The 17,722-nt window shown below is 58.3% G+C and carries 21 protein-coding genes; 14 read left to right on the forward strand and 7 right to left on the reverse strand.

The window, feature by feature from the left end:
* Positions 1 to 30: 30 nt before the first annotated feature.
* The gene (locus tag H8F23_RS09745) at positions 31 to 702 is read right to left on the reverse strand and encodes a response regulator transcription factor (RefSeq protein WP_194934207.1); all 672 of its coding nucleotides are present in this window, start codon (positions 700 to 702) and stop codon (positions 31 to 33) included.
* A 202-nt stretch (positions 703 to 904) separates the two neighbouring features.
* Here H8F23_RS09745 and H8F23_RS09750 point away from each other — a divergent pair, with 202 nt between their 5' ends.
* The 7 genes from H8F23_RS09750 (at position 905) to H8F23_RS09780 (ending at position 8,246) form a co-directional block, all read left to right on the forward strand.
* Positions 905 to 1,921, forward strand: a complete 1,017-nt coding sequence (locus H8F23_RS09750) for a GlxA family transcriptional regulator (protein ID WP_228759184.1) — start codon at positions 905 to 907, stop codon at positions 1,919 to 1,921.
* 130 nt (positions 1,922 to 2,051) lie between these two features.
* The gene (locus tag H8F23_RS09755; protein WP_194934208.1) at positions 2,052 to 2,417 is read left to right on the forward strand and encodes a response regulator transcription factor; all 366 of its coding nucleotides are present in this window, start codon (positions 2,052 to 2,054) and stop codon (positions 2,415 to 2,417) included.
* Positions 2,418 to 2,634: 217 nt separating this feature from the next.
* Positions 2,635 to 3,837 (forward strand): NAD(P)/FAD-dependent oxidoreductase, encoded by a 1,203-nt coding sequence (locus tag H8F23_RS09760; RefSeq protein WP_194934209.1) that lies wholly within the window; start codon positions 2,635 to 2,637, stop codon positions 3,835 to 3,837.
* Positions 3,838 to 3,891: 54 nt separating this feature from the next.
* On the forward strand, positions 3,892 to 4,821 hold the full coding sequence (locus H8F23_RS09765) for an MBL fold metallo-hydrolase (protein WP_194934210.1): 930 nt from the start codon (positions 3,892 to 3,894) through the stop codon (positions 4,819 to 4,821).
* A gap of 154 nt (positions 4,822 to 4,975) precedes the next feature.
* Positions 4,976 to 6,028, forward strand: a complete 1,053-nt coding sequence (locus tag H8F23_RS09770; protein WP_194934211.1) for a hypothetical protein — start codon at positions 4,976 to 4,978, stop codon at positions 6,026 to 6,028.
* A 289-nt stretch (positions 6,029 to 6,317) separates the two neighbouring features.
* Positions 6,318 to 7,667, forward strand: coding sequence for a HEAT repeat domain-containing protein (locus H8F23_RS09775; RefSeq protein ID WP_194934212.1), 1,350 nt, complete (start codon positions 6,318 to 6,320; stop codon positions 7,665 to 7,667).
* 105 nt (positions 7,668 to 7,772) lie between these two features.
* The gene (locus tag H8F23_RS09780; protein WP_194934213.1) at positions 7,773 to 8,246 is read left to right on the forward strand and encodes a short chain dehydrogenase; all 474 of its coding nucleotides are present in this window, start codon (positions 7,773 to 7,775) and stop codon (positions 8,244 to 8,246) included.
* 44 nt (positions 8,247 to 8,290) lie between these two features.
* Here the strand turns inward: H8F23_RS09780 and H8F23_RS09785 are convergent, their stop codons facing one another.
* Positions 8,291 to 8,725 carry an HhH-GDP family DNA glycosylase gene (locus H8F23_RS09785; RefSeq protein WP_194934214.1) on the reverse strand — a complete coding sequence of 145 codons (435 nt, stop codon included), beginning with the start codon at positions 8,723 to 8,725 and terminating at the stop codon, positions 8,291 to 8,293.
* Between the two features lie 195 nt (positions 8,726 to 8,920).
* On the opposite strand from H8F23_RS09785, the gene H8F23_RS09790 reads away from it, so the two are divergent.
* Complete coding sequence (locus tag H8F23_RS09790; protein ID WP_077572547.1) at positions 8,921 to 9,169, forward strand: DUF6555 family protein; 249 nt, start codon at positions 8,921 to 8,923, stop codon at positions 9,167 to 9,169.
* A gap of 139 nt (positions 9,170 to 9,308) precedes the next feature.
* On the opposite strand, the gene H8F23_RS09795 is transcribed toward H8F23_RS09790, so the two are convergent.
* Positions 9,309 to 9,626: a DUF7677 family protein gene (locus tag H8F23_RS09795; protein WP_095049913.1), complete on the reverse strand. Its 318-nt coding sequence runs from the start codon at positions 9,624 to 9,626 to the stop codon at positions 9,309 to 9,311.
* 287 nt (positions 9,627 to 9,913) lie between these two features.
* Here H8F23_RS09795 and H8F23_RS09800 point away from each other — a divergent pair, with 287 nt between their 5' ends.
* Positions 9,914 to 10,201: a hypothetical protein gene (locus tag H8F23_RS09800; RefSeq protein WP_194934215.1), complete on the forward strand. Its 288-nt coding sequence runs from the start codon at positions 9,914 to 9,916 to the stop codon at positions 10,199 to 10,201.
* Between the two features lies 1 nt (position 10,202).
* Positions 10,203 to 10,631, forward strand: coding sequence for a hypothetical protein (locus tag H8F23_RS09805; protein ID WP_194934216.1), 429 nt, complete (start codon positions 10,203 to 10,205; stop codon positions 10,629 to 10,631).
* A 110-nt stretch (positions 10,632 to 10,741) separates the two neighbouring features.
* Here the strand turns inward: H8F23_RS09805 and H8F23_RS09810 are convergent, their stop codons facing one another.
* Positions 10,742 to 11,749, reverse strand: coding sequence for a Rossmann-fold NAD(P)-binding domain-containing protein (locus H8F23_RS09810; RefSeq protein WP_194934217.1), 1,008 nt, complete (start codon positions 11,747 to 11,749; stop codon positions 10,742 to 10,744).
* A gap of 494 nt (positions 11,750 to 12,243) precedes the next feature.
* Between H8F23_RS09810 and H8F23_RS09815 the strand changes: the two genes are divergently transcribed.
* Positions 12,244 to 12,606 (forward strand): DUF6124 family protein, encoded by a 363-nt coding sequence (locus H8F23_RS09815; RefSeq protein ID WP_194934218.1) that lies wholly within the window; start codon positions 12,244 to 12,246, stop codon positions 12,604 to 12,606.
* Between the two features lie 141 nt (positions 12,607 to 12,747).
* Here H8F23_RS09815 and H8F23_RS09820 read toward each other — a convergent pair whose 3' ends face one another.
* Complete coding sequence (locus H8F23_RS09820) at positions 12,748 to 13,503, reverse strand: bestrophin-like domain (RefSeq protein WP_194934219.1); 756 nt, start codon at positions 13,501 to 13,503, stop codon at positions 12,748 to 12,750.
* Positions 13,504 to 13,709: 206 nt separating this feature from the next.
* On the opposite strand from H8F23_RS09820, the gene H8F23_RS09825 reads away from it, so the two are divergent.
* The 3 genes from H8F23_RS09825 to H8F23_RS09835 all read left to right on the forward strand — a co-directional run bounded on the left by H8F23_RS09825 (position 13,710) and on the right by H8F23_RS09835 (position 16,010).
* Entirely contained in the window at positions 13,710 to 14,270 is a 561-nt protein-coding gene (locus tag H8F23_RS09825; protein WP_194934220.1) for a nucleotidyltransferase family protein, read from the forward strand.
* 141 nt (positions 14,271 to 14,411) lie between these two features.
* A complete protein-coding gene (locus tag H8F23_RS09830; protein ID WP_194934221.1) occupies positions 14,412 to 15,413 on the forward strand; it encodes an acyltransferase family protein in 1,002 nt (333 codons plus the stop codon).
* A gap of 135 nt (positions 15,414 to 15,548) precedes the next feature.
* Positions 15,549 to 16,010, forward strand: coding sequence for a thiol-disulfide oxidoreductase DCC family protein (locus tag H8F23_RS09835; RefSeq protein ID WP_194934222.1), 462 nt, complete (start codon positions 15,549 to 15,551; stop codon positions 16,008 to 16,010).
* On the opposite strand, the gene H8F23_RS09840 is transcribed toward H8F23_RS09835, so the two are convergent.
* Entirely contained in the window at positions 15,994 to 16,485 is a 492-nt protein-coding gene (locus H8F23_RS09840; protein WP_194934223.1) for a DUF2269 family protein, read from the reverse strand. The two genes, H8F23_RS09835 and H8F23_RS09840, sit on opposite strands and share 17 nt — an antisense overlap.
* A gap of 1 nt (position 16,486) precedes the next feature.
* Complete coding sequence (locus H8F23_RS09845; RefSeq protein ID WP_194934224.1) at positions 16,487 to 17,614, reverse strand: saccharopine dehydrogenase family protein; 1,128 nt, start codon at positions 17,612 to 17,614, stop codon at positions 16,487 to 16,489.
* Positions 17,615 to 17,722 lie beyond the last annotated feature (108 nt).

The following is a 17,722-nucleotide window of genomic DNA, read 5'->3' on the forward strand; positions in this document are numbered from 1 at the left end:
AGGGGTTTCTGTCACACGCTGAAGCTCAGTTCAGCTTGTCCGCCGCGCCGGCTCGATGCCCAGCGATTCGGCAATACGCACCAGATCGGCGACCGAACGTGCAGCGAGTTTCCTCATGACCTGCCCGCGATGGACTTTCACCGTCACTTCGCTGAGGTTGAGTTGCGCGGCGATCTGCTTGTTCATCAGCCCGCCAATGACGAAACCGAGCACTTCGCGCTCACGTACCGTCAATGTTTCGTAGGCTTGACGCAACGCCGCGCCGGATTGTTCGGCGAGCAGTCGCGCACTGTCGCGGGCTAACGCACTGGCCACCGCATCGAGCATGTCCTGATCACGAAAAGGCTTGGCCAGGAAATCCACCGCGCCGGCCTTCATCGCCTTCACGCTCATGGCGATATCGCCGTGACCGGTCATGAACACGACGGGAATGCGCAGGCCGTTTTTTTCCATCTGCTCCTGAAAGGTCAGGCCACTTTCGCCGCGCAAACGCACATCGAGCACCAGACAACCGGGCACGTCGCGTTTGGCCGAAACGAGGAAGTCTCGAGATGTTTCGAAGGTCTGCACCTGCAGGCCGATCGAACGCAGCAAACCGTCGAGGGCCTGACGCATGGAGGCGTCGTCGTCGACCACATAAACCACCGGTTCCCTCAGCACGGGCGGGGCTGCGCTGGGGCTGGAATGCGACCACAGGGTCATCGTGAGTCCTCGGCGAGATCGCAACGCGTGCGATGTGCAGGTGAATAAATCTAGTCCATGATGGCGAACGCAGCCAGAGGCCAGCCAAACGGTCGCGCAGCAGGCTAGCAGTCGACGCGCATTGCCGACAGGCCAGAAACCCCTGAAAATCGGCCATGCCCTATCCCCTCCTTCTTCAGCCGTTTGAACAGGCAGGATTTCAATGTCCAGCATTCCCGAGCAGTCCTTCACCGCTACGCCCGAACCGCGCGACGTGGTGTTTATTGCCTACCCGCGAATGAGCCTGCTCGACCTCAGTGGCGCGCAAACGGTGTTCTGGGCCGCGAGCAAAGCCTTGGCCGAAAGATGCCACCCCGGTTATCAGTTGCACACCGCCAGCCTTGAGGGTGGTTTGGTCAATACCGTTGAAGGTTTGGCCGTGGACACCCGAGCGCTGCGCGAATTGGACATTGCCGCGCTGCACACCCTCGTCGTACCCGGCGCACCCGATATCTGCCAGACCCTCGACGAGCACGCCGAACTTACCGCGTGGTTGCGGCGTAATGCCCCTGTTGCGAGGCGAGTGGTGTCGGTGTGCAGCGGCGCTTTCCTTCTGGCCCAGTCCGGTTTGCTCGACGGCTGCCGCACCGCCACGCACTGGGCCATGTGCGACAACCTGCGCGAGCGCTTCCCGGCGATCGACGTGGATGCCGATGCGATCTTCATCCAGCAGGGCAAGGTCTGGACCTCGGCGGGGGTCACGGCCGGTATCGATCTGGCCTTAGCGCTGGTCGAGGCCGATTACGGCCGCGAGGTGGCGTTGCAGGTTGCCCGCGAGCTAGTGGTGTACCTCAAGCGCCCCGGTGGTCAGGCGCAATACAGCACACTGCTGCAATCGCAGGTGCAGGACAGCCCGCAGTTCGACCCGTTGCACTTGTGGCTGATCGATCACCTTGACGATCCGAAGTTGACTGTAGAGCGACTCGCCGAACAGGCGAAAATGAGCCTGCGCAATTTCACCCGTGTCTACAAGCAGAGCACCGGGCGCACGCCGTCCAAAGCCATCGAACTGTTCCGCCTCGAAGCGGCCAGGCGCATGCTGGAGAACTCGGCGCACACCATCGACAAGGTTGCGCGTCTTTGCGGCTTCGGTGATGAAGAGCGGCTGCGCGCCTGCTTCCAGCGTCACCTGTCGATTTCACCGCGCGACTACCGCAGCCGCTTCAGCCGCGAAGGTTGATGCCGAAAACCGCTGACACTCAAAAAGTCTCCACGGACTATACCTAGGTATAGTTTTGCGCCGGTGCTGAGGGCGTATGGTGCAAGAACGACAGGAGTCGCCATACGTGCCCGTCCGGCCAGGGAGCCCTATGCAGCACAAGGTTGTCATTGCGGTGGTTGACGACGACGAGGCCATTCGCAATGCACTCGCAGGTTTGCTTCGCGCCTTCGGTTATCAGGTGTTCACCTATCCGGGCGCGCAGGCATTCCTTGAGTCAAAAAGCCCGGCACAGACACACTGCCTGATCTCCGATATCCAGATGCCTGGCATGAGCGGCCCGCAACTGCACGAAGCATTACGCGCACAAGGCTGGCGCATTCCGGTGATTTTCGTCACCGCCCATCCCGATGAACTCCACACCCGCGCGCCCGGCGTCATCGCTTGTTTGCCCAAACCCTTCCCGTCCGACATCCTTCTCAACCACATCGACATTGCCCTGAACCGTCCTCTGTAGCTTGTTCGATACTTTCGTATACCGCCCTTCGACCCATGCGTAATCCGCACACACCGATGGACAACTGCGCCCGCAGCGCCCACGCCATAGCATTGATTTCGACAGCGGACGATTAAGCGCCATGCAGTACGGCAAGCAGTTTGCGGCGGCCAGTGATCATCACGCCAGTGTCGAATAAAACTCGGGTTATCCATCCATCAGCATCAGGGAGCACATTATGAAACAGCAATTATTGGTGATCGGTGCGGGGTTCGGCGGGCTGTGGAGCACGTTGAGCGCCGCGCGGTTGCTGGATATGCATGACCGCCACGATGTGGAGATCACACTGCTCGCCCCGCAAGCCGAACTGCGCATCCGTCCCCGCTTCTACGAACCCGATGTCCACAGCATGTACGCGCCGCTGGACGCGCTGCTCGCTGCCGTGGGTGTACGTTTCGTCAAAGGCACCGCCGAGAGCATTGACAGCCAGGCACGCCGTGTCGGTTATCGCGATGAGGCCGGTCGGCCGGGTGAGCTGACTTACGATCGCCTGGTGCTGGCCAGCGGCAGTCAACTGGCGCGTCCGCCGGTGCCGGGCCTGAAAGAGAATGCGTTCGACGTCGACCAGATCGAGTCGGCGGCACGCCTTGAGCGCCACCTGCACGCGCTGGCCAGCCAACCGGCCAGCGCCGCGCGCAACACCGTGGTCATCGCCGGTGGTGGCTTCACCGGTATCGAAACCGCGACCGAAATGCCGAATCGTCTGCGCGCCATTCTCGGCGAGCTGCAAGACATTCGAGTGATCATCGTTGATCGCAGCAAAGACATCGCCGCGACCATGGGCGACGGCATCCGTCCGTCCATCATCGAAGCGTCAAAAGAACTGGGCATCGAGTGGATCATCGACGCCACGGTCGCCGCCGTGGATGCCAACGGCGTCACCCTCGCCGACGGTCGCCACATCGAGAGCAATACCGTGATCTGGACCGTGGGTTTCCGCGCCAGCCCACTGACCGAACAGCTCAATGCCGAACGCGATGGCCAGGGGCGTCTGCACGTCGACGGCAATCTCAAAGTGCAAGGTCTCGAGCACGTGTTCGCCGCCGGCGATGTCGCCCGTGCTGCCACCGACGACGTCGGCAATATCTCGGTGATGTCCTGCCAGCACGCGATCAGCCTTGGTCGTCATGCCGGCAACAACGCCATTGCTGATCTGCTTGGCGTGACGCCGACCACCTACCGTCAGCCGAAGTACGTGACCTGCCTCGATTTGGGTGCTTGGGGCGCGGTGTACACCGAAGGCTGGGATCGCCAACTGAAGCTGGTGAAAGCCGAAGCCAAGGAACTGAAGACGCAGATCAACAGCGTGTGGATCTACCCGCCGGCCGCAGACCGTCGCATCGCCCTCGCCGCTGCCGACCCGATGATTCCGGTGGCCTGATCTCGCCCCCATTGTCCAAAAACCGATGTCTTGCCTGATAAAAAGGAGAACACCATGACCATACATCTGGATTCCTTCACCGCCCACAACGCTACCCTGCAAACCCCGACCGAAGAGCTGGTGCCATCGCGCTACGCGCTGCGCCTCGGCAACATCGACGTGATGGTAATCAGCGACGGCGTCCTGCCGCTGCCGACCCAAACCATGTCGACCAACGCCGATCCCGCCGAGCGCGCTGCGTGGTTCAAAGAGATGTATCTGGGTCCCGACGCGTTCGACTGGGCACTCAATGTCCTCGTGGTGCGCAGCGGCGAGCAGGTCATCCTTGTCGACGCCGGACTCGGCGGCCAGTTCCCCGGTTTCCCCCGCGCCGGGCAGTTTCCCAAACGCCTCGCGGCGGCCGGTATCGACCTCGCAGACGTCACCGATATCGTCATCACCCACATGCACATGGACCACATCGGCGGCTTACTCGTCGAGACGGTGAAAAACCGTCTGCACGACGACGTGCGCATCCACGTCACCGCCACCGAAGTCGACTTCTGGACTTCGCCGGACTTCACCAGCACCGACATGCCCGCGCCGGTGCCTGACGTGCTGCGCTCCACCGCCAACGCCTTCATCCAGCAATACCAAAGCAAACTGCATATCTTCGAGGATGCGTTCGAAGTCGCCCCCGGCGTGGTCGCAAAACTCACTGGCGGCCACACCCCGGGCCACTGTGTGGTTTACGTGAACTCCGGCGACGAACGCCTGACCTTTGCCGGCGACGCACTGTTCCCGGTGGCCTTCGACCATCCGGACTGGCACAACGGCTTCGAGCACGATCCTGATGAAGCGGTGCGCGTCCGCGTCCGCCTGCTGCAGGAAGCAGCGGCCAGTGGCGAACTGTTTGTCGCCACGCACCTGCCCTTCCCGTCGGTCGGCCACGTCGCCGTCAATGGTGAGGGGTTCCGCTGGATTCCGGCGATCTGGGATTATTGATCGAGATCGCGCAACACTGCTTCGCTCGACCTTGGTCGGGCGAAGCAGTGTTGCGATTACACAGATGCAGGGTTACCAAGTGGAATGCACGCGTGAGGCCGAGTAATCTACGACCGTTTCGAAAAAACTCCTCCCTCAGCATTTGGAATGCCTAATGGCACTGCACGACGCAATCGCCTTTGAAATCCACGCCGGCGTGCTCCCGCGACATTTCCGCGCCGCAGACCTTAAAACCACTGAACGCAGGACTTACCGAAGCCCCACCGACGCCAACCATCGCTACCGCGTGGGTCTGGATTTCTTCGCCGCCAGTACGATCAGTACGCAATTGGCAAATCTGTGCGAACACACCGGTTTTTTTACGCGCAACGGTCAAGCTGCGCGTTACCGACGGGTATCAAAGGGCGTATATGAGTTGCTTGGCCTCGATGAAACGCAAGAGCTGACGGCGGAAGTAGAGCCCGATTGCGAAATACCTGTCTCGCCGAGCTGCCGAAGTCTGAAATCTTTGGAAGCGCGGTTTGCCTGTTACCTTGAGCATGAACCCTTTCAAATTTACGATCGCCGCCGCCGGAAACTCTATCCAGCCGAGGCGGTCGTTGGGCTGGACGCGAGATTGAACAGCTACTTCTGGCCCTCGCCAGGAGTGAGTTTTACAGCCACCGAGCAAGAGTTGCAGGGTTATATTGAGCGGGCGCAGGAACTCATTCCTCATCTTGCCGGTAATGCCGACTCGGTGCTGGCGCTGTTCGCGTCCATCTGCAGGTGGGGCGGAGTGCGCGTGCCCACGCAAGATGCCAATGCGGTCGTCGTCAACTTGCAGCGCGCTGCAAACCGCAACGCTCAGCAACCAGCCGCGATGAACAGTGCATGGACGAAGCTTTACGCCATGTTTTATCCGGATGTCTTCGTGATCTACGACTCCCGCGTAGCCACTGCATTGGTGGGCATTGCCGAGGCGGTGCTCGACGATGCCGAGCTCGATAGCTTCAAGGCGCAATATCCTGACTTGGGTCTTATCGCTGGGCGTGGCGGTAGCCGCCCACGAGCGACCCGTGCCGGTTGGCGCAATGCCTACATGTCCTGGCCGGCGCAGCTCGACGCAAACCGCCTTGTTGCAGCCATCTTGCACGCGCTGCAAGCGCGGTCAGGCTTGGCGTATAGCGCTCGACAACTGGAAGCGGTGTTGTTTATGGAGGGCTATTGAGCTGGAAAAATACAATTGACGCGGGCCAGGTTTCCAGTTTGGTCATTTTTGCTTTTTCTATTAAAGACATGGCAATGCCTACACAGGCTTCTAAGCCCCAAACCACTACCAATCGAAAAAATAGTCGTCACTCATGAGGTAACGTTTGAAGAGCTTGAAAAAATCAAGTCGCTCTTGGCGGAGATTAGGTTCTTAAAAAGTGAGGTTTTTTTGCCCTCCGGCGCCAGTCGCGTAGGCTGGCGCTTTTGCGCAAACAATTTGCCCCCGCAAGGACGCACAGGACTGCCCCATGAACACGACACAAGAATGGCTGACCCGATTGGCACGCAAGCAAACACAGCTTTCCGCCTATGAGAACTATCGGCGCAATGAGGCGCTGGAGATACTCGCTCACTTCGGCAACACCGGCACTTGGGCAGACGTGAGCAATCACTCCAACGGTTTTGTTCGAGAAGTTGCGGTGCGAGAACTGTGTAAACAGCCGTCCCCCGAAACATTAGCGGTGTTGATCGAACGTCTGAACGATTGGGTTCCACAGGTTCGCGACCTGGCGGCGGCGGCCCTGCAACAATACTTGTCGCCCGCCCACACCCAGGCCTGGTTGTCCGCTCTCGAACCCTTGATGGCATTGGCAGCGCAGCGCCGGGTCGACCACAGCCAGACGCTGTCGACGATACGCGCCATGCTGCAATCGGCGGAATGCCGGGATGAGGTTTACGCAGACTTCTTGAAGCGCCAGGGCAAAGCCGCGCGTTACCTGTTTACGCTGTTGCTGGAAAGCCCTGCGGATCGCAAGACCCTGCTCCTTAGTGCTCTGGCTCATCGCGAGCTGACCGTACGCTTGATGGCGGTGCCGGCGAGCGCGATGTTGCCGGCGGCACAAAGTCTGCCGTTGCTCCTTGAAGCGATGTCACGCCCCGGCGGCAAAATCCGTGTGCGCGTGCTTTATGCGCTACTGCCGCTACTCGCCGATCCGAAACCTGTTTTGCGCGAAGCCCTGCTGGATGCGTCACCAGCCGTTCGCAATCTGGCGCTGTGGGCCGCGCCTCGTAACGACGTTGATGCGCACGCGGTCCTCGCCGAGCGCTTGAGTCAACCTCTACCCACGGCAAAACAACACTGGTTAGGCGTGATCGGCCTGACCACTGAGCTCAATGACACGTTGCCAGAGCATTGGCATACACCCGCACTTCGCTCAGTCTTTGTCACCGTGCGACAGGCCGCAGCGCGCCTGCTTCGCGATGATCAATTGCCTGAGCTGCTCGAGGCCCTCGATGATCCGTCGGACAAAGTTTTTTCGGTGGTGATTGCGCGACTGGACAAAGTTGCCTGGTCTTTGTTGATCCGCGGATTGACAGCCAAACTTGATCGAGACTGGCATGAACTCCCCCTGACGCGGCGCAACGCCATTTTTCTACTGCTCCCCACGTGGCAACAAATCGGCTACTTGTTGGGGCGCCTCGACACGGGCCACGCCGGGCAAACTTACTGGATCGGCCAAATCGAATGGTGGTGCGACAGGCAGTATCTGGCTGTCGATCCGGTAACGCCCAAGGCCGAGCGCGAAGCAACGCGGGAAAAGCTTCGGGCATTGACTGCGAAGGGCCTGATCCGCTCGGGTGCGCGTTTGTTCTCCTGAATGATCCGGGCTGTTGATCAAGACAACCGCTACCTTTCTTCTTTTACATGGAACGACGGTCGATCCTTGTTCTCTACCGCTGAACCTACAGCGGAGGGATTGACCATGATTGCCCCTGAAACCGGTATGAAACCGGGTGAGCGTTATCGCATTGAAAGCGTCGAGCGCGCGCCGCAATTTTCTGGCTTTTTCCTCGACGGCAAGTATTACCTGGGCCCCGAGTTGCAGACGGCCGTGGGCTGGCTCGAGGGGCAGAACTTCCTGTATGACCAACTCGATCCCAATGGCGAGCCGGTTTATCCGGACAGAATCGTTGGCACGATCACCGCGCGGACACTGGAGCTGACAGACGGCCTGCGTCTGAGCATCGAGGAAATACCGTTTCAGGCAGAAGCCGTTTCACCATTGCGGACGTTTGACGAAGTGACCGTTGAAACCCGACCTCTGACGATATCGCAGCGGCATACAACAGCCGGCCGCCAGCCGATGCAACCTTCTGCGCTTTTGGTTGCAGGCGCGGCATTGCTGGTAGGGCTGTGCTTGTTGGCGATCAATCGTTCTGGCGGTCGAGTCAAATAGGCTTTGCACGACGCGGGCGGTGACCGTTTTTTTACGGACCGCGATCAAAGGCTGATTACAGCGCTGGCTTCGCGCATGAAGATTTCCACGGTCTTCGGGCCGATGCCATCGAACTCCGCGAGTCGCTTCTCGAATGCCTGGCGATCAGGGCTTGCCTCGATCATATGGCTGACCTTGCCCGCGTACTCGTCGTTAAGCTTGCGTGCCAAGGCGTGCAGCCGCACGGCAGTGGTCTCGTCGTAGCGCACGTAATGCGCCTCTCCGAGCATCGCAACCAGTTCACGATGGCTGCACGCAGCCAGTTTGCGCGGTGTATCGCGCGCGTGTTTATCGGCAATCACCCGATAGGCTTCGGCGGCGATTTCGGCCTGTATCCGCTTGCCCATCAAGAAGCTCGCGAGCAGCCATTTGAACAAGCCACCGTCATCGTTGTGCTTAAGTTGAATGTTCAAATCCCTGGCGCTGATCGTCTTGTTCACCGCTAACCTCCGGGGTTGAAATCGTGGGGATTTTTCGTCCTCTGCCTGCCTGGCAAGCGCTTGATCGTTAGGCTACCGCCGGCTCCAACCGTTCAAAGCAAAACACTTACCAGCGGCCTGAAACGAACTCCCGAAAATCCTTTGAATTTTTTTCGTCGGCAAAACTCATTTGCGTATGAGCGTAAGGAGGAGCGCATGAGTAACGTCGACATCTTCGTCATCGAATACAAACTTCACGGCCAGCCAAAGTCATTCGTCATCCGCGCGAAAACCATGCGCAACGCTGACGCATGGCATTGGGCAAGTTGCGACGCCGGCATTGCGCCGATTCCCAAACCCGGCAAGCCACCGTTGAAAGTCATCTCCAAACCCCAGGCCGAACGGTTTGGCATCACCGAGGTGAAATGGCGCGAAACGGCGACGGTGGACTGGACGGAGGCCTAGTCATGCTCAAACAGATCGGTAATAGGCTGGATGGTGGGATTTGGCAGTCGCCGTGAGGATTCTCAAGCGCCACGCCGACGCCTGGCGGATACAAACCCGGGCATCCCCGGATGTCTCGGACTGGCACGTAAACTAGACATTAGCGCGTGATTTTGGGTGGCCCATAGAGTTCGGTTTCCCAGTCCTCAAAAGGCGGTTTTACTTCGAAAGACCGATCGCAGTATGACCGTAGGTAGTCAGTCGCCCTTTTTTGCGCGTAAGTGAAATTGAGGACATTGCCTTCGTCGTCCATCTCTATGACATTCGCAAATATCGCAAAGACCTGTTCAATCGCACTGGGCTCTGAGCCATACATATCGAGGTACTTCACGTCCTTGAGCATGTAGTGGCTTCCACTGGCCATGAAGTATGCGAACGTTCGGAGTGCTCCGCTGAAATCGTTACTTAGCTTTTTCATATCAGGTTCTTGTAGGCAACATTAAGGATTTGATTAAGAAGCGATTTTCATCCCCCCGTGAGCGAGCAAAGCAAATGGCCCGGGGTGTATAAGCCGAGGACCTGACGCACGGTGACTGCACCTGATTACTGGCTGACTAACGGAAGACCTAGCGTAAGAGGAGCGCCATCTATTTGCTATCATCCTGATGCTTTTTTGTGGCCGAATGCGCGAGCGGCACGCCCACGTAGCGTCTCGCGCTGGCCACCAGCGGTCCGGCAATTCGACTATTCATGTAAGGCACGTTAATGATCTCCGAATTGGCAGTCTCGAATCTTTTAGGGCCATGGCGCGGGGATGCCCATACAGGGCTAATGCAACGCTGCAAGGGGTCATGGGATACACCGCTAGTGCATTTGAGCGATCTGATGGTCGCTACTTTTTTGAATCAGAATATCGCACCCGAGCACCTGTTAACCGAGGCAAAACACCGCATCGAAGTGCGGCAAAGAGATGGCTCCGAGTACTTCGACGGCCAGCTTCTCGAAGCAATAGAAAATGTGAGATCTAGGGGGCTGGATATTTCTGGAGTTTGATATGGGGTTCTCCTCCACGCTATGGGCTTGGTACGGCCAGAATGAGTACAAGCAGGTTCTTGCCGTGTGCGAGGTCATCGAGGCGCTTGGGTTTCTGGCTCAAGCTTCGGACATACAGCAGGCAACTATCCCGGATTGCCCCGCCTGTGAAGTCTGGTCCGAGATGATTCTTCCGATAGAAAAGGTACTTTCAATCTGCGGCAGTGGGCTACCGGAGGATATAAAGAGCCGGCTGGAAGACATTTGGGAGCGATGCAATAGCCTTACGGAGGCCGCATTTCATTGCAATGATCGCCTGATCTTTGATCATGAAGAATGGATGCCCATCAGGACACGAGCCACCGAGTTGCTGGTTTTAATGGAGTCGACGGAAATCCATCCATTCCTGGGTGACGTGCTATTGGACTGTAAAAAGTTGCTCTCGGAATGATCCGGTGAGTCGTTCAGGCGCACCAAAACGGTTTTACGTTCAACCGTTGAGTGAATGCGCATCACCGTCGACCTGAATGAGCGGCAGGTCGGCGGTGCTGCGCAGAACGGTTACTGCACTCGCAGTTCCAGCAGTTCACCACCCTCTTTGCTCAGACGCTGCAGATACGCACCGGCATCGAGCAGCTGATAAGGAAAGTAAAGACCTGCCGCAGTCGGCGGCTGACCATCCAGACCGAGCAATCGCTCGAGCAACATGGCGACGCTCAGACCCGTCAACGCTGCAGCGCCTGCCGGGTGAACGAGGGCATGCCGGGTGTGCAACGGTCGCCCTTGATGATCCTCACCCAGCAGTTCGATGAGAATCTCGGTCGACATCGGCCGACCGGCGCGCCGCGATGAACTCACTCCGCTGGCGAGATTGAACTGAACATTTGGCGCATCGGTGGCCGCCGCCAGCCCGGTGACATCGATGGATGAGAAACCGCTGGCTTGCATCGGCGTACCGTCCAGCGCTCGGAAGCTGACGTTCTTGTCCTGCCCTTCGCGCCAGAGGTAATCGCCTTCGCGCCGAGTCAGGGCGGCGGGCAACATTTTGTTCAAGTGTTCGAAATCCTTGGCCACGGTGGGCCCGCCGCCATCCTGCTCGTCGACCAACGCATCGATGCGAATATCGCGCACCTGGGCAAAAGCCTCGGCAAGGTGCAGCGTCGCCACGGTCGTTGCGCCCACCATCCACTCGTAACCCAGCACGATGGGCGCCGCATCAGGGCGATGGATGTAGCTCGCGATTTGCGGCGCCATCTCGAAAATGCCGGAAGAAATGCTCAGATGCGGCACCTTACGCCTCTGTGCGAAACGCAGCCCGGCAAGAGAATGATCCATATAGAAAACCGCCACGGCACTGACCGGCTGATCACCCAGCCCCAGGTCATTGGCAGCAGGATCAATGACCACGCCCTGCGCCCCGCCCATTTCCTCGGCGGCTTGCTCAGCCTTGGTTAGGTCTCGGCCGCCGATCAGCAACGGGACGCCGGGATAAGCAGCACGCAACGCTTCGGCAGAACGGTGGCCAATGGCGCCGGAACCGCCCAGGAACAAAATCGGATGAACTGACATGGGTATCCTTCCTCGTCTTTTGGGGTTGCAACCTAGTATTGGTGCTTGCCCTGTCGTGAGGGTTCCCCGCCATTGCCTGAGCTGGAGAGTGGACCGACGAATGTCATTTTGAACAGCGTGTTGATGAGCCGTGTTTAGGCGTTTTTCATGATTGTTTAAAAGACACGTCGCGTTACCTGCTTAAGGCTACAACGCCTTGCGTCATTGCCTACGACTACGCCAGAATCCGCCGGCTTGTGCGTCTGCGGCGCGGGTTTTATCGTTCCTGGGTCACTGAAAAACAGTGATGGGGTTTGGTAGCCCGCTCTCATATGACGCATAACGTCACCGTACGCAGATGCTTTTCAGCATTTGTCTTATGGTGGCCATGCGCAGGGCGCCCTCGGGCGCGCCGGATTTTCCATATGGGCCGGTCTACCAACCTTCGTATGGCCACCACCTTTCGTTTGGTAGCGAAGGTGATGGCTCCTCAAGTCCCATATGGAGCTTCATCTATGTTCAAACCAACGCCGAATCCCCCAGAAACCGATCCAGTCTCACCCTACAAATTTCCAGACTCGCGAACACTCAACGACGCCGCCGAACGCGCCCTCGATTACTACCTCACGCCAGCACAACGCATCATGGGCAGCGACCACAAACACGCTCCCATGTTTCTGGCCAATTCCGACTACGACAGCGAGTCCCTGCTCGTTAACGCCAGCGAATCCCTCAGCTCAGCCACCGAAATGCTCTGCAACTTCGCCGCCCTCCTGGACCCTGGCCACCGCAAAACTGCGCTGGGCATTGCGCAAGTGGTAATGCTGGGCGAATTGGCGGTAAATCAAGCGCTGGATAATGTTGTGCCGGTGGATTGATGGGGAATCCCTTTGTGACGGCGGTCTGGCTGTTGTCACAAAGGGACCGAATTTGCATTTTGCGTCGGTTTTCGGCCAGAAGCGGACTCCCTGTGGTCCGCCTCGAGACTACGACGCAAAACGCCTGCACGCCACGCGCCCCTAGAGCTGCATGACTGCGAGCGCCCTGCGCAGGGGCTCGTCGGATATCTGGATAGGACCATGAAATGGCACGTCCATGTCCAAAACAAGGTATACGGACGCCGCAATGAGTAATGACGAGATGATGAACATTCCTGTCACCATCGAGTTACGGGGCGCGCGGTATCCAAAACTGGCGAAAATGAGCGTCAACCAGGCAACTAGCATCCCAATAAGCGGGCCAGGAATCGCTCCCTCGGATTGCTCGACGATCCTCCAGCGTTGCTCGATGAGCGAATGATATTGCTGCCGAATATCCTGAAGCATCGTTTCATGGTAGCGGTCCGGGGGCTTGATAAGAGCCAAAGACTTACCTATATCATCCAGGTATTTAGCCGCCTCACTGTTACGATGCTGCAGCGCCTCGTCTCCTCGATACGGTGTCTCGATAGCGCGTTCAAGATAGGTGATCAGACGATTTCGCGTATCTTGCGCCGCATCGCCATAGCCCCGCAGTGTCCGATCAAAAATGATCATGCTGGTTGCATACCCATGGAAGTTTGCATCAATGGACTCGAAAGTGTTTTTGGCAGAATTGATCATCAAGCCAAAGACCAGCGATGTCATAACCACAAAAATGTTGGCTACTAGACGAATAACTGCGTTGGTTTCGTCATCCCTGTGGTGGGATGCCAGCTTCGGGTACCACTGCATCATGAGAAGCGAGGCAGCAACGAGGCACGCAAAAATGGCCAGTGCGATCCAGAGAGAGTTCATACATCAGCGCCCCGATCAATTTGAGTCAAGTCTTGAAGGATAGACCGTTGGGTTCTCTCCGAATTCTGCTCGGCAGATACTGCGTTGGCAGTTCGGGAATGACCCCAATACTGGTTTGAACGCCAGCGCTGGTCATCGGTAGATATGGGTAGTCGATGTCCACGCTCGCACCCAAGCAGTCACTGGATGTAATGAGAGAACACGCGATGAAGCACGTAGCACAACTAAAGGCCCTGCTTACTCACGACCCTGCAAGGATGAAAATCCTGCGCATCGCTCGCGATCTGAACTTGCCTGACTGCTGGATTGCCGCCGGCTTCGTGCGCAGTCTGGTATGGGACCACCTGCATCAACGCAAGCCTTCAGCGCTGCCAGATGATATCGATGTCATCTGGTTCGACCCGGCACGTGCCAATACAGAAACGGATTCGGCTTTGGACAGAAAGCTGTCGAGCCGGTGTAGTGAAGTGAACTGGTCTGTAAAAAATCAGGCGCGAATGCACCTGCGCAATGCCGATACCCCTTATCAATCGACGACCGATGCAATGACCTGCTGGCCCGAGACTGCCACGGCCGTCGCTGTCAGGCTTGATCATCACGATGAAGTGGAAGTTTCAGCACCGCTGGGGCTGGAAGACCTGTTCTCAGGAGTGGTGCGGCCGACCGATCGATTCAGATCCGAAAAATACCCGCTGTTCCTGGACCGCATTAGATCCAAAGCGTGGCGTGAGATTTGGCCTGAGCTGATATTCGTCACGCAACGATAAGGTCAATGGCGACTGGCCTAGCCTCCTGAGGTGATCAGCCGCTGAAATCCTTTAACCCCGAACGCAGAGAAAAACCTGTTATCCACCCATAAATCATCGTAATTTACCCGCCATAACTACAAGGTCGTTTTGGGGATACACGTGGGAGCCTATCGTTTGCTGTTGGCCGTCCTGGTCGCTGTTTCGCATATGGGCAAGATGTTCATGGGGTTCAACCCGGGCGTGGTGGCGGTGATTTCTTTCCTGCTCATCAGTGGTTTTGTGATGACCTCACTGATCGAGCGCAACTACCAGGCGCCCGAGAAAGTTGGCCGGTTCTACCTGGACCGCGCCTTGCGCCTTTACCCGCAATTCCTGTTCTACTTCATCCTCTCTTGTGCGGTGATCTATTTCCTCCTGCCTGGCACGCCGCAATGGGCTGAACTGAACGTCAAAAACATCGCCGCGAGCCTTGCAATCGTGCCCCTCGGTTTCTATATGTTCGGCGTGACCGGAGCGGGAATCGTGCCACCGGCCTGGTCGCTAGGACTGGAGATGTGTTTCTACCTGGTGATCCCGTTCCTGCTCATCTACAGACTAAGGGGCGCGGCCTTCGCCTTGTCGGTTGCGGTCTTCATCCCCGCCTGCCTTGGATTCATCAACACCGACTACTACGGCTACCGTCTGTTGCCGGGTGTCCTGTTCATCTTCCTGTGCGGCAGCTACCTCTACAAACCGCAGGCGAAGGGTTTCGCGATTGCTGGCGGTGCCGCTGTAGCAGCGGCATTGATCTTTGCGGCGATCATGATGGGCTGGATCGAACGTCGACCGTCCAACGCCGAAGTGGCCGCCGGCATTGCCCTGGGCATCCCTGCCGTGTACGGGCTGACAACACTCGAATTTCACCGGATTGACGAGTTTCTCGGGAACATCAGCTACGGCGTATTCCTCAATCACTTCCTGGTGATTTACTTCCTGCACGGCCTCTGGCCGATCACCTCATTCGATTGGTCCAAGGTTGCAACGGTGTTGGTGCTGTCGTTCTTGCTCAGTGGTGTTTCGTATTACTGCGTCGAGCGGCCAGCGTTGAAGTTTCGGCATAAACTTCGGGCCGGCTCCAAGGATCGAGTGGGAGCCGTTCGGGCAAGTGAGGTAACGGCTTGACGGCGACAGGCGACAGATCACGCTGCTGAACGTGGTCTGTCTCTCACATTCATGTGCCTAAGCGAGCGCAGTCATTCGCGAACCACTGCTGGCGACGCTATGATCGCAACACCCGACGTCTTGAACACAAAACCCATGGCCACCCCAAAAATCCGCCCTACCCCCGCCCCGTTCCTCAACCCCGGCGAATCCGTGGTCCTGTTCGATGGTGTGTGCAAACTCTGCAACGGCTGGGCGCGTTTTTTGATTCGCCATGATCATCAACGTCGCGTGCGTCTGGCAGCGGTACAGTCGCCGGAGGGACAGGCCTTGCTCGCGTGGGCCGGCCTGCCAGTCGATCAATTCGACACCATGGCGGTAATCCGCGACCGTCACTACTGGGAACGTTCAGACGCGTTCTTCGAAGTCATCAGCCAACTACCCGCGCGCTGGCAGCCATTGCGGCTGCTACGCGTATTCCCGCGCGGCCTGCGCGACTGGGCCTACGACCGCATCGCGCTGAACCGCTACCGACTGTTCGGCAAGTACGACACCTGCCTGCTGCCAACCCCGGATCATCAACAGCGCTTTCTGAAAATAACTACGCCAGAAAGCTAATCAACTGCACCAGTGTCATCTTCGTCACCATCATCAGCACGATGACAAACATCCCGGCAAACCCGAGCACGCCCATCCAGAACCACTTCCGGTAAACGGCTTGATACTGCTCATCAAGCCCTGTCCCCGCTTCGCTCGCACTCGACGCCATCCCATACAGGCGCTTCTGCAGGAGCAACACCGGCAACCACAGCGAGCCGACGCAGAAGAAGACGATCAGCGAGGTCAGCACCCACTCGGTGCTCATGCTCAGCCCCGACAGGCGCATCAACAGATAGCCCGTGATGATCTGCACGAAGCCGGCCGGCGTGGTGATCCAGGTGTCGAAGCGCACGACCATGCGCGCGACGTGCGCTATCACTTGCGGATTGCCGGTGCGGCTGGCGGCGATCAGGTAGAGGTAGGAGCCCATGCCGAAACCGAACAGGAAGATCGCGGCGATGATGTGCAGGTACTTGAGGCACAGATAGAGCATGTCAGCGCTGCCCGTCCGAAAAATGCACGGCCAGGCTCAGGTTATCCGGGTCGTTGATCGCGGCCATGTACTCGGCGACGCTGATTTCGCCCACGCACGGTCTGGCGCCGGCGGTTGGCACGTAACCCTGGGCCATTTTCGTGGCCAGGGCCACGGCGGCGCAACTGGGGATCTCCGGGCCTTTGTCGTTCAACGCGGTGAGTTGCGCGGTCATCGACAGCGGTTTGCCATCAACACCAAGGCCCCGCACGTCGATGTACATCGCACTTTTGCCATCGCCGAATCGCTCGAATCGCAAGCCCAGCCGATGCAGTCTTCCGGCCCACAAGGCATGGTCGCGCACCAGTCCGGTTTTCAGCGCGAGGGCCAGCAAGCCGTTGGCGATACCGCCGAGCTTGAGACCGGCGCCGGCCTTGAAACTCAGGGTTTGCGCACCATAACGACCGGAGAAGATGTCCATGTCCGGGACATCGACGTTGGCCAGCAATCGCGTGCCCATCTGCGGCATCTTGCGCAGGGTCAGGTCCAGCCAGCCCGACACTTCATGCACCTGGCCGTTCTTGAGTTGCCTGATCGGTTTGCCGGCATAAGCCAGGACACCTTCGATGGTCGACAACCCGGGCATTTTCGCCGAGGAAGAAATGCCATGCTCGATCGAGTCAATGCGCGAAAAGCGCTGGCGCTGCTCATCAATGATCGCTGAAGACAGCGTCGGCACCGAACTGCAACCACTGAGGATCGCCACGCCCGCTTGTTTCGCCCGCGCGTCGAGCACGTCGATGCCGTTGACGAAGGTGCGGCAGTCCGCGAGGTCGCAGTAGTTCACACCGGCATCGATGCAACGCTGCGCAACGGCATAGGATTGCCCCTGAAACGGCCCGCCGGTGTGGACGACCAACTGAATGTTCAGCGCACGCAAAGCGGCTTCGAACTCCGCACCCATGGCATCGCCGCACCAGCCTTCGCAGACGTTTCCCGAATGGCTGTTGAGCTCATCGAGTTTGCGCTGCAACTTGCGCGGATCACGGCCCGAGAGTACCAGCCCGATATCCGGCATCAGCGCCAGATGTCTGCACACGATGCTGCCGAAATTTCCGTAGCCCCCGACCACCATCACCCTGAACGGCATGCAATTCTTCCCTAATTCAATTCATCAAACAGGCGGGAAGGATATAGGGCCGAACGTCAGCAAGCCATCCACTGTAGGCCTTCGCCTGCTCGCGATAGCGCTGTGTCA

Source organism: Pseudomonas neuropathica (genome assembly GCF_015461835.1).
Taxonomy (GTDB): Bacteria; Pseudomonadota; Gammaproteobacteria; order Pseudomonadales; family Pseudomonadaceae; genus Aquipseudomonas; species Aquipseudomonas neuropathica.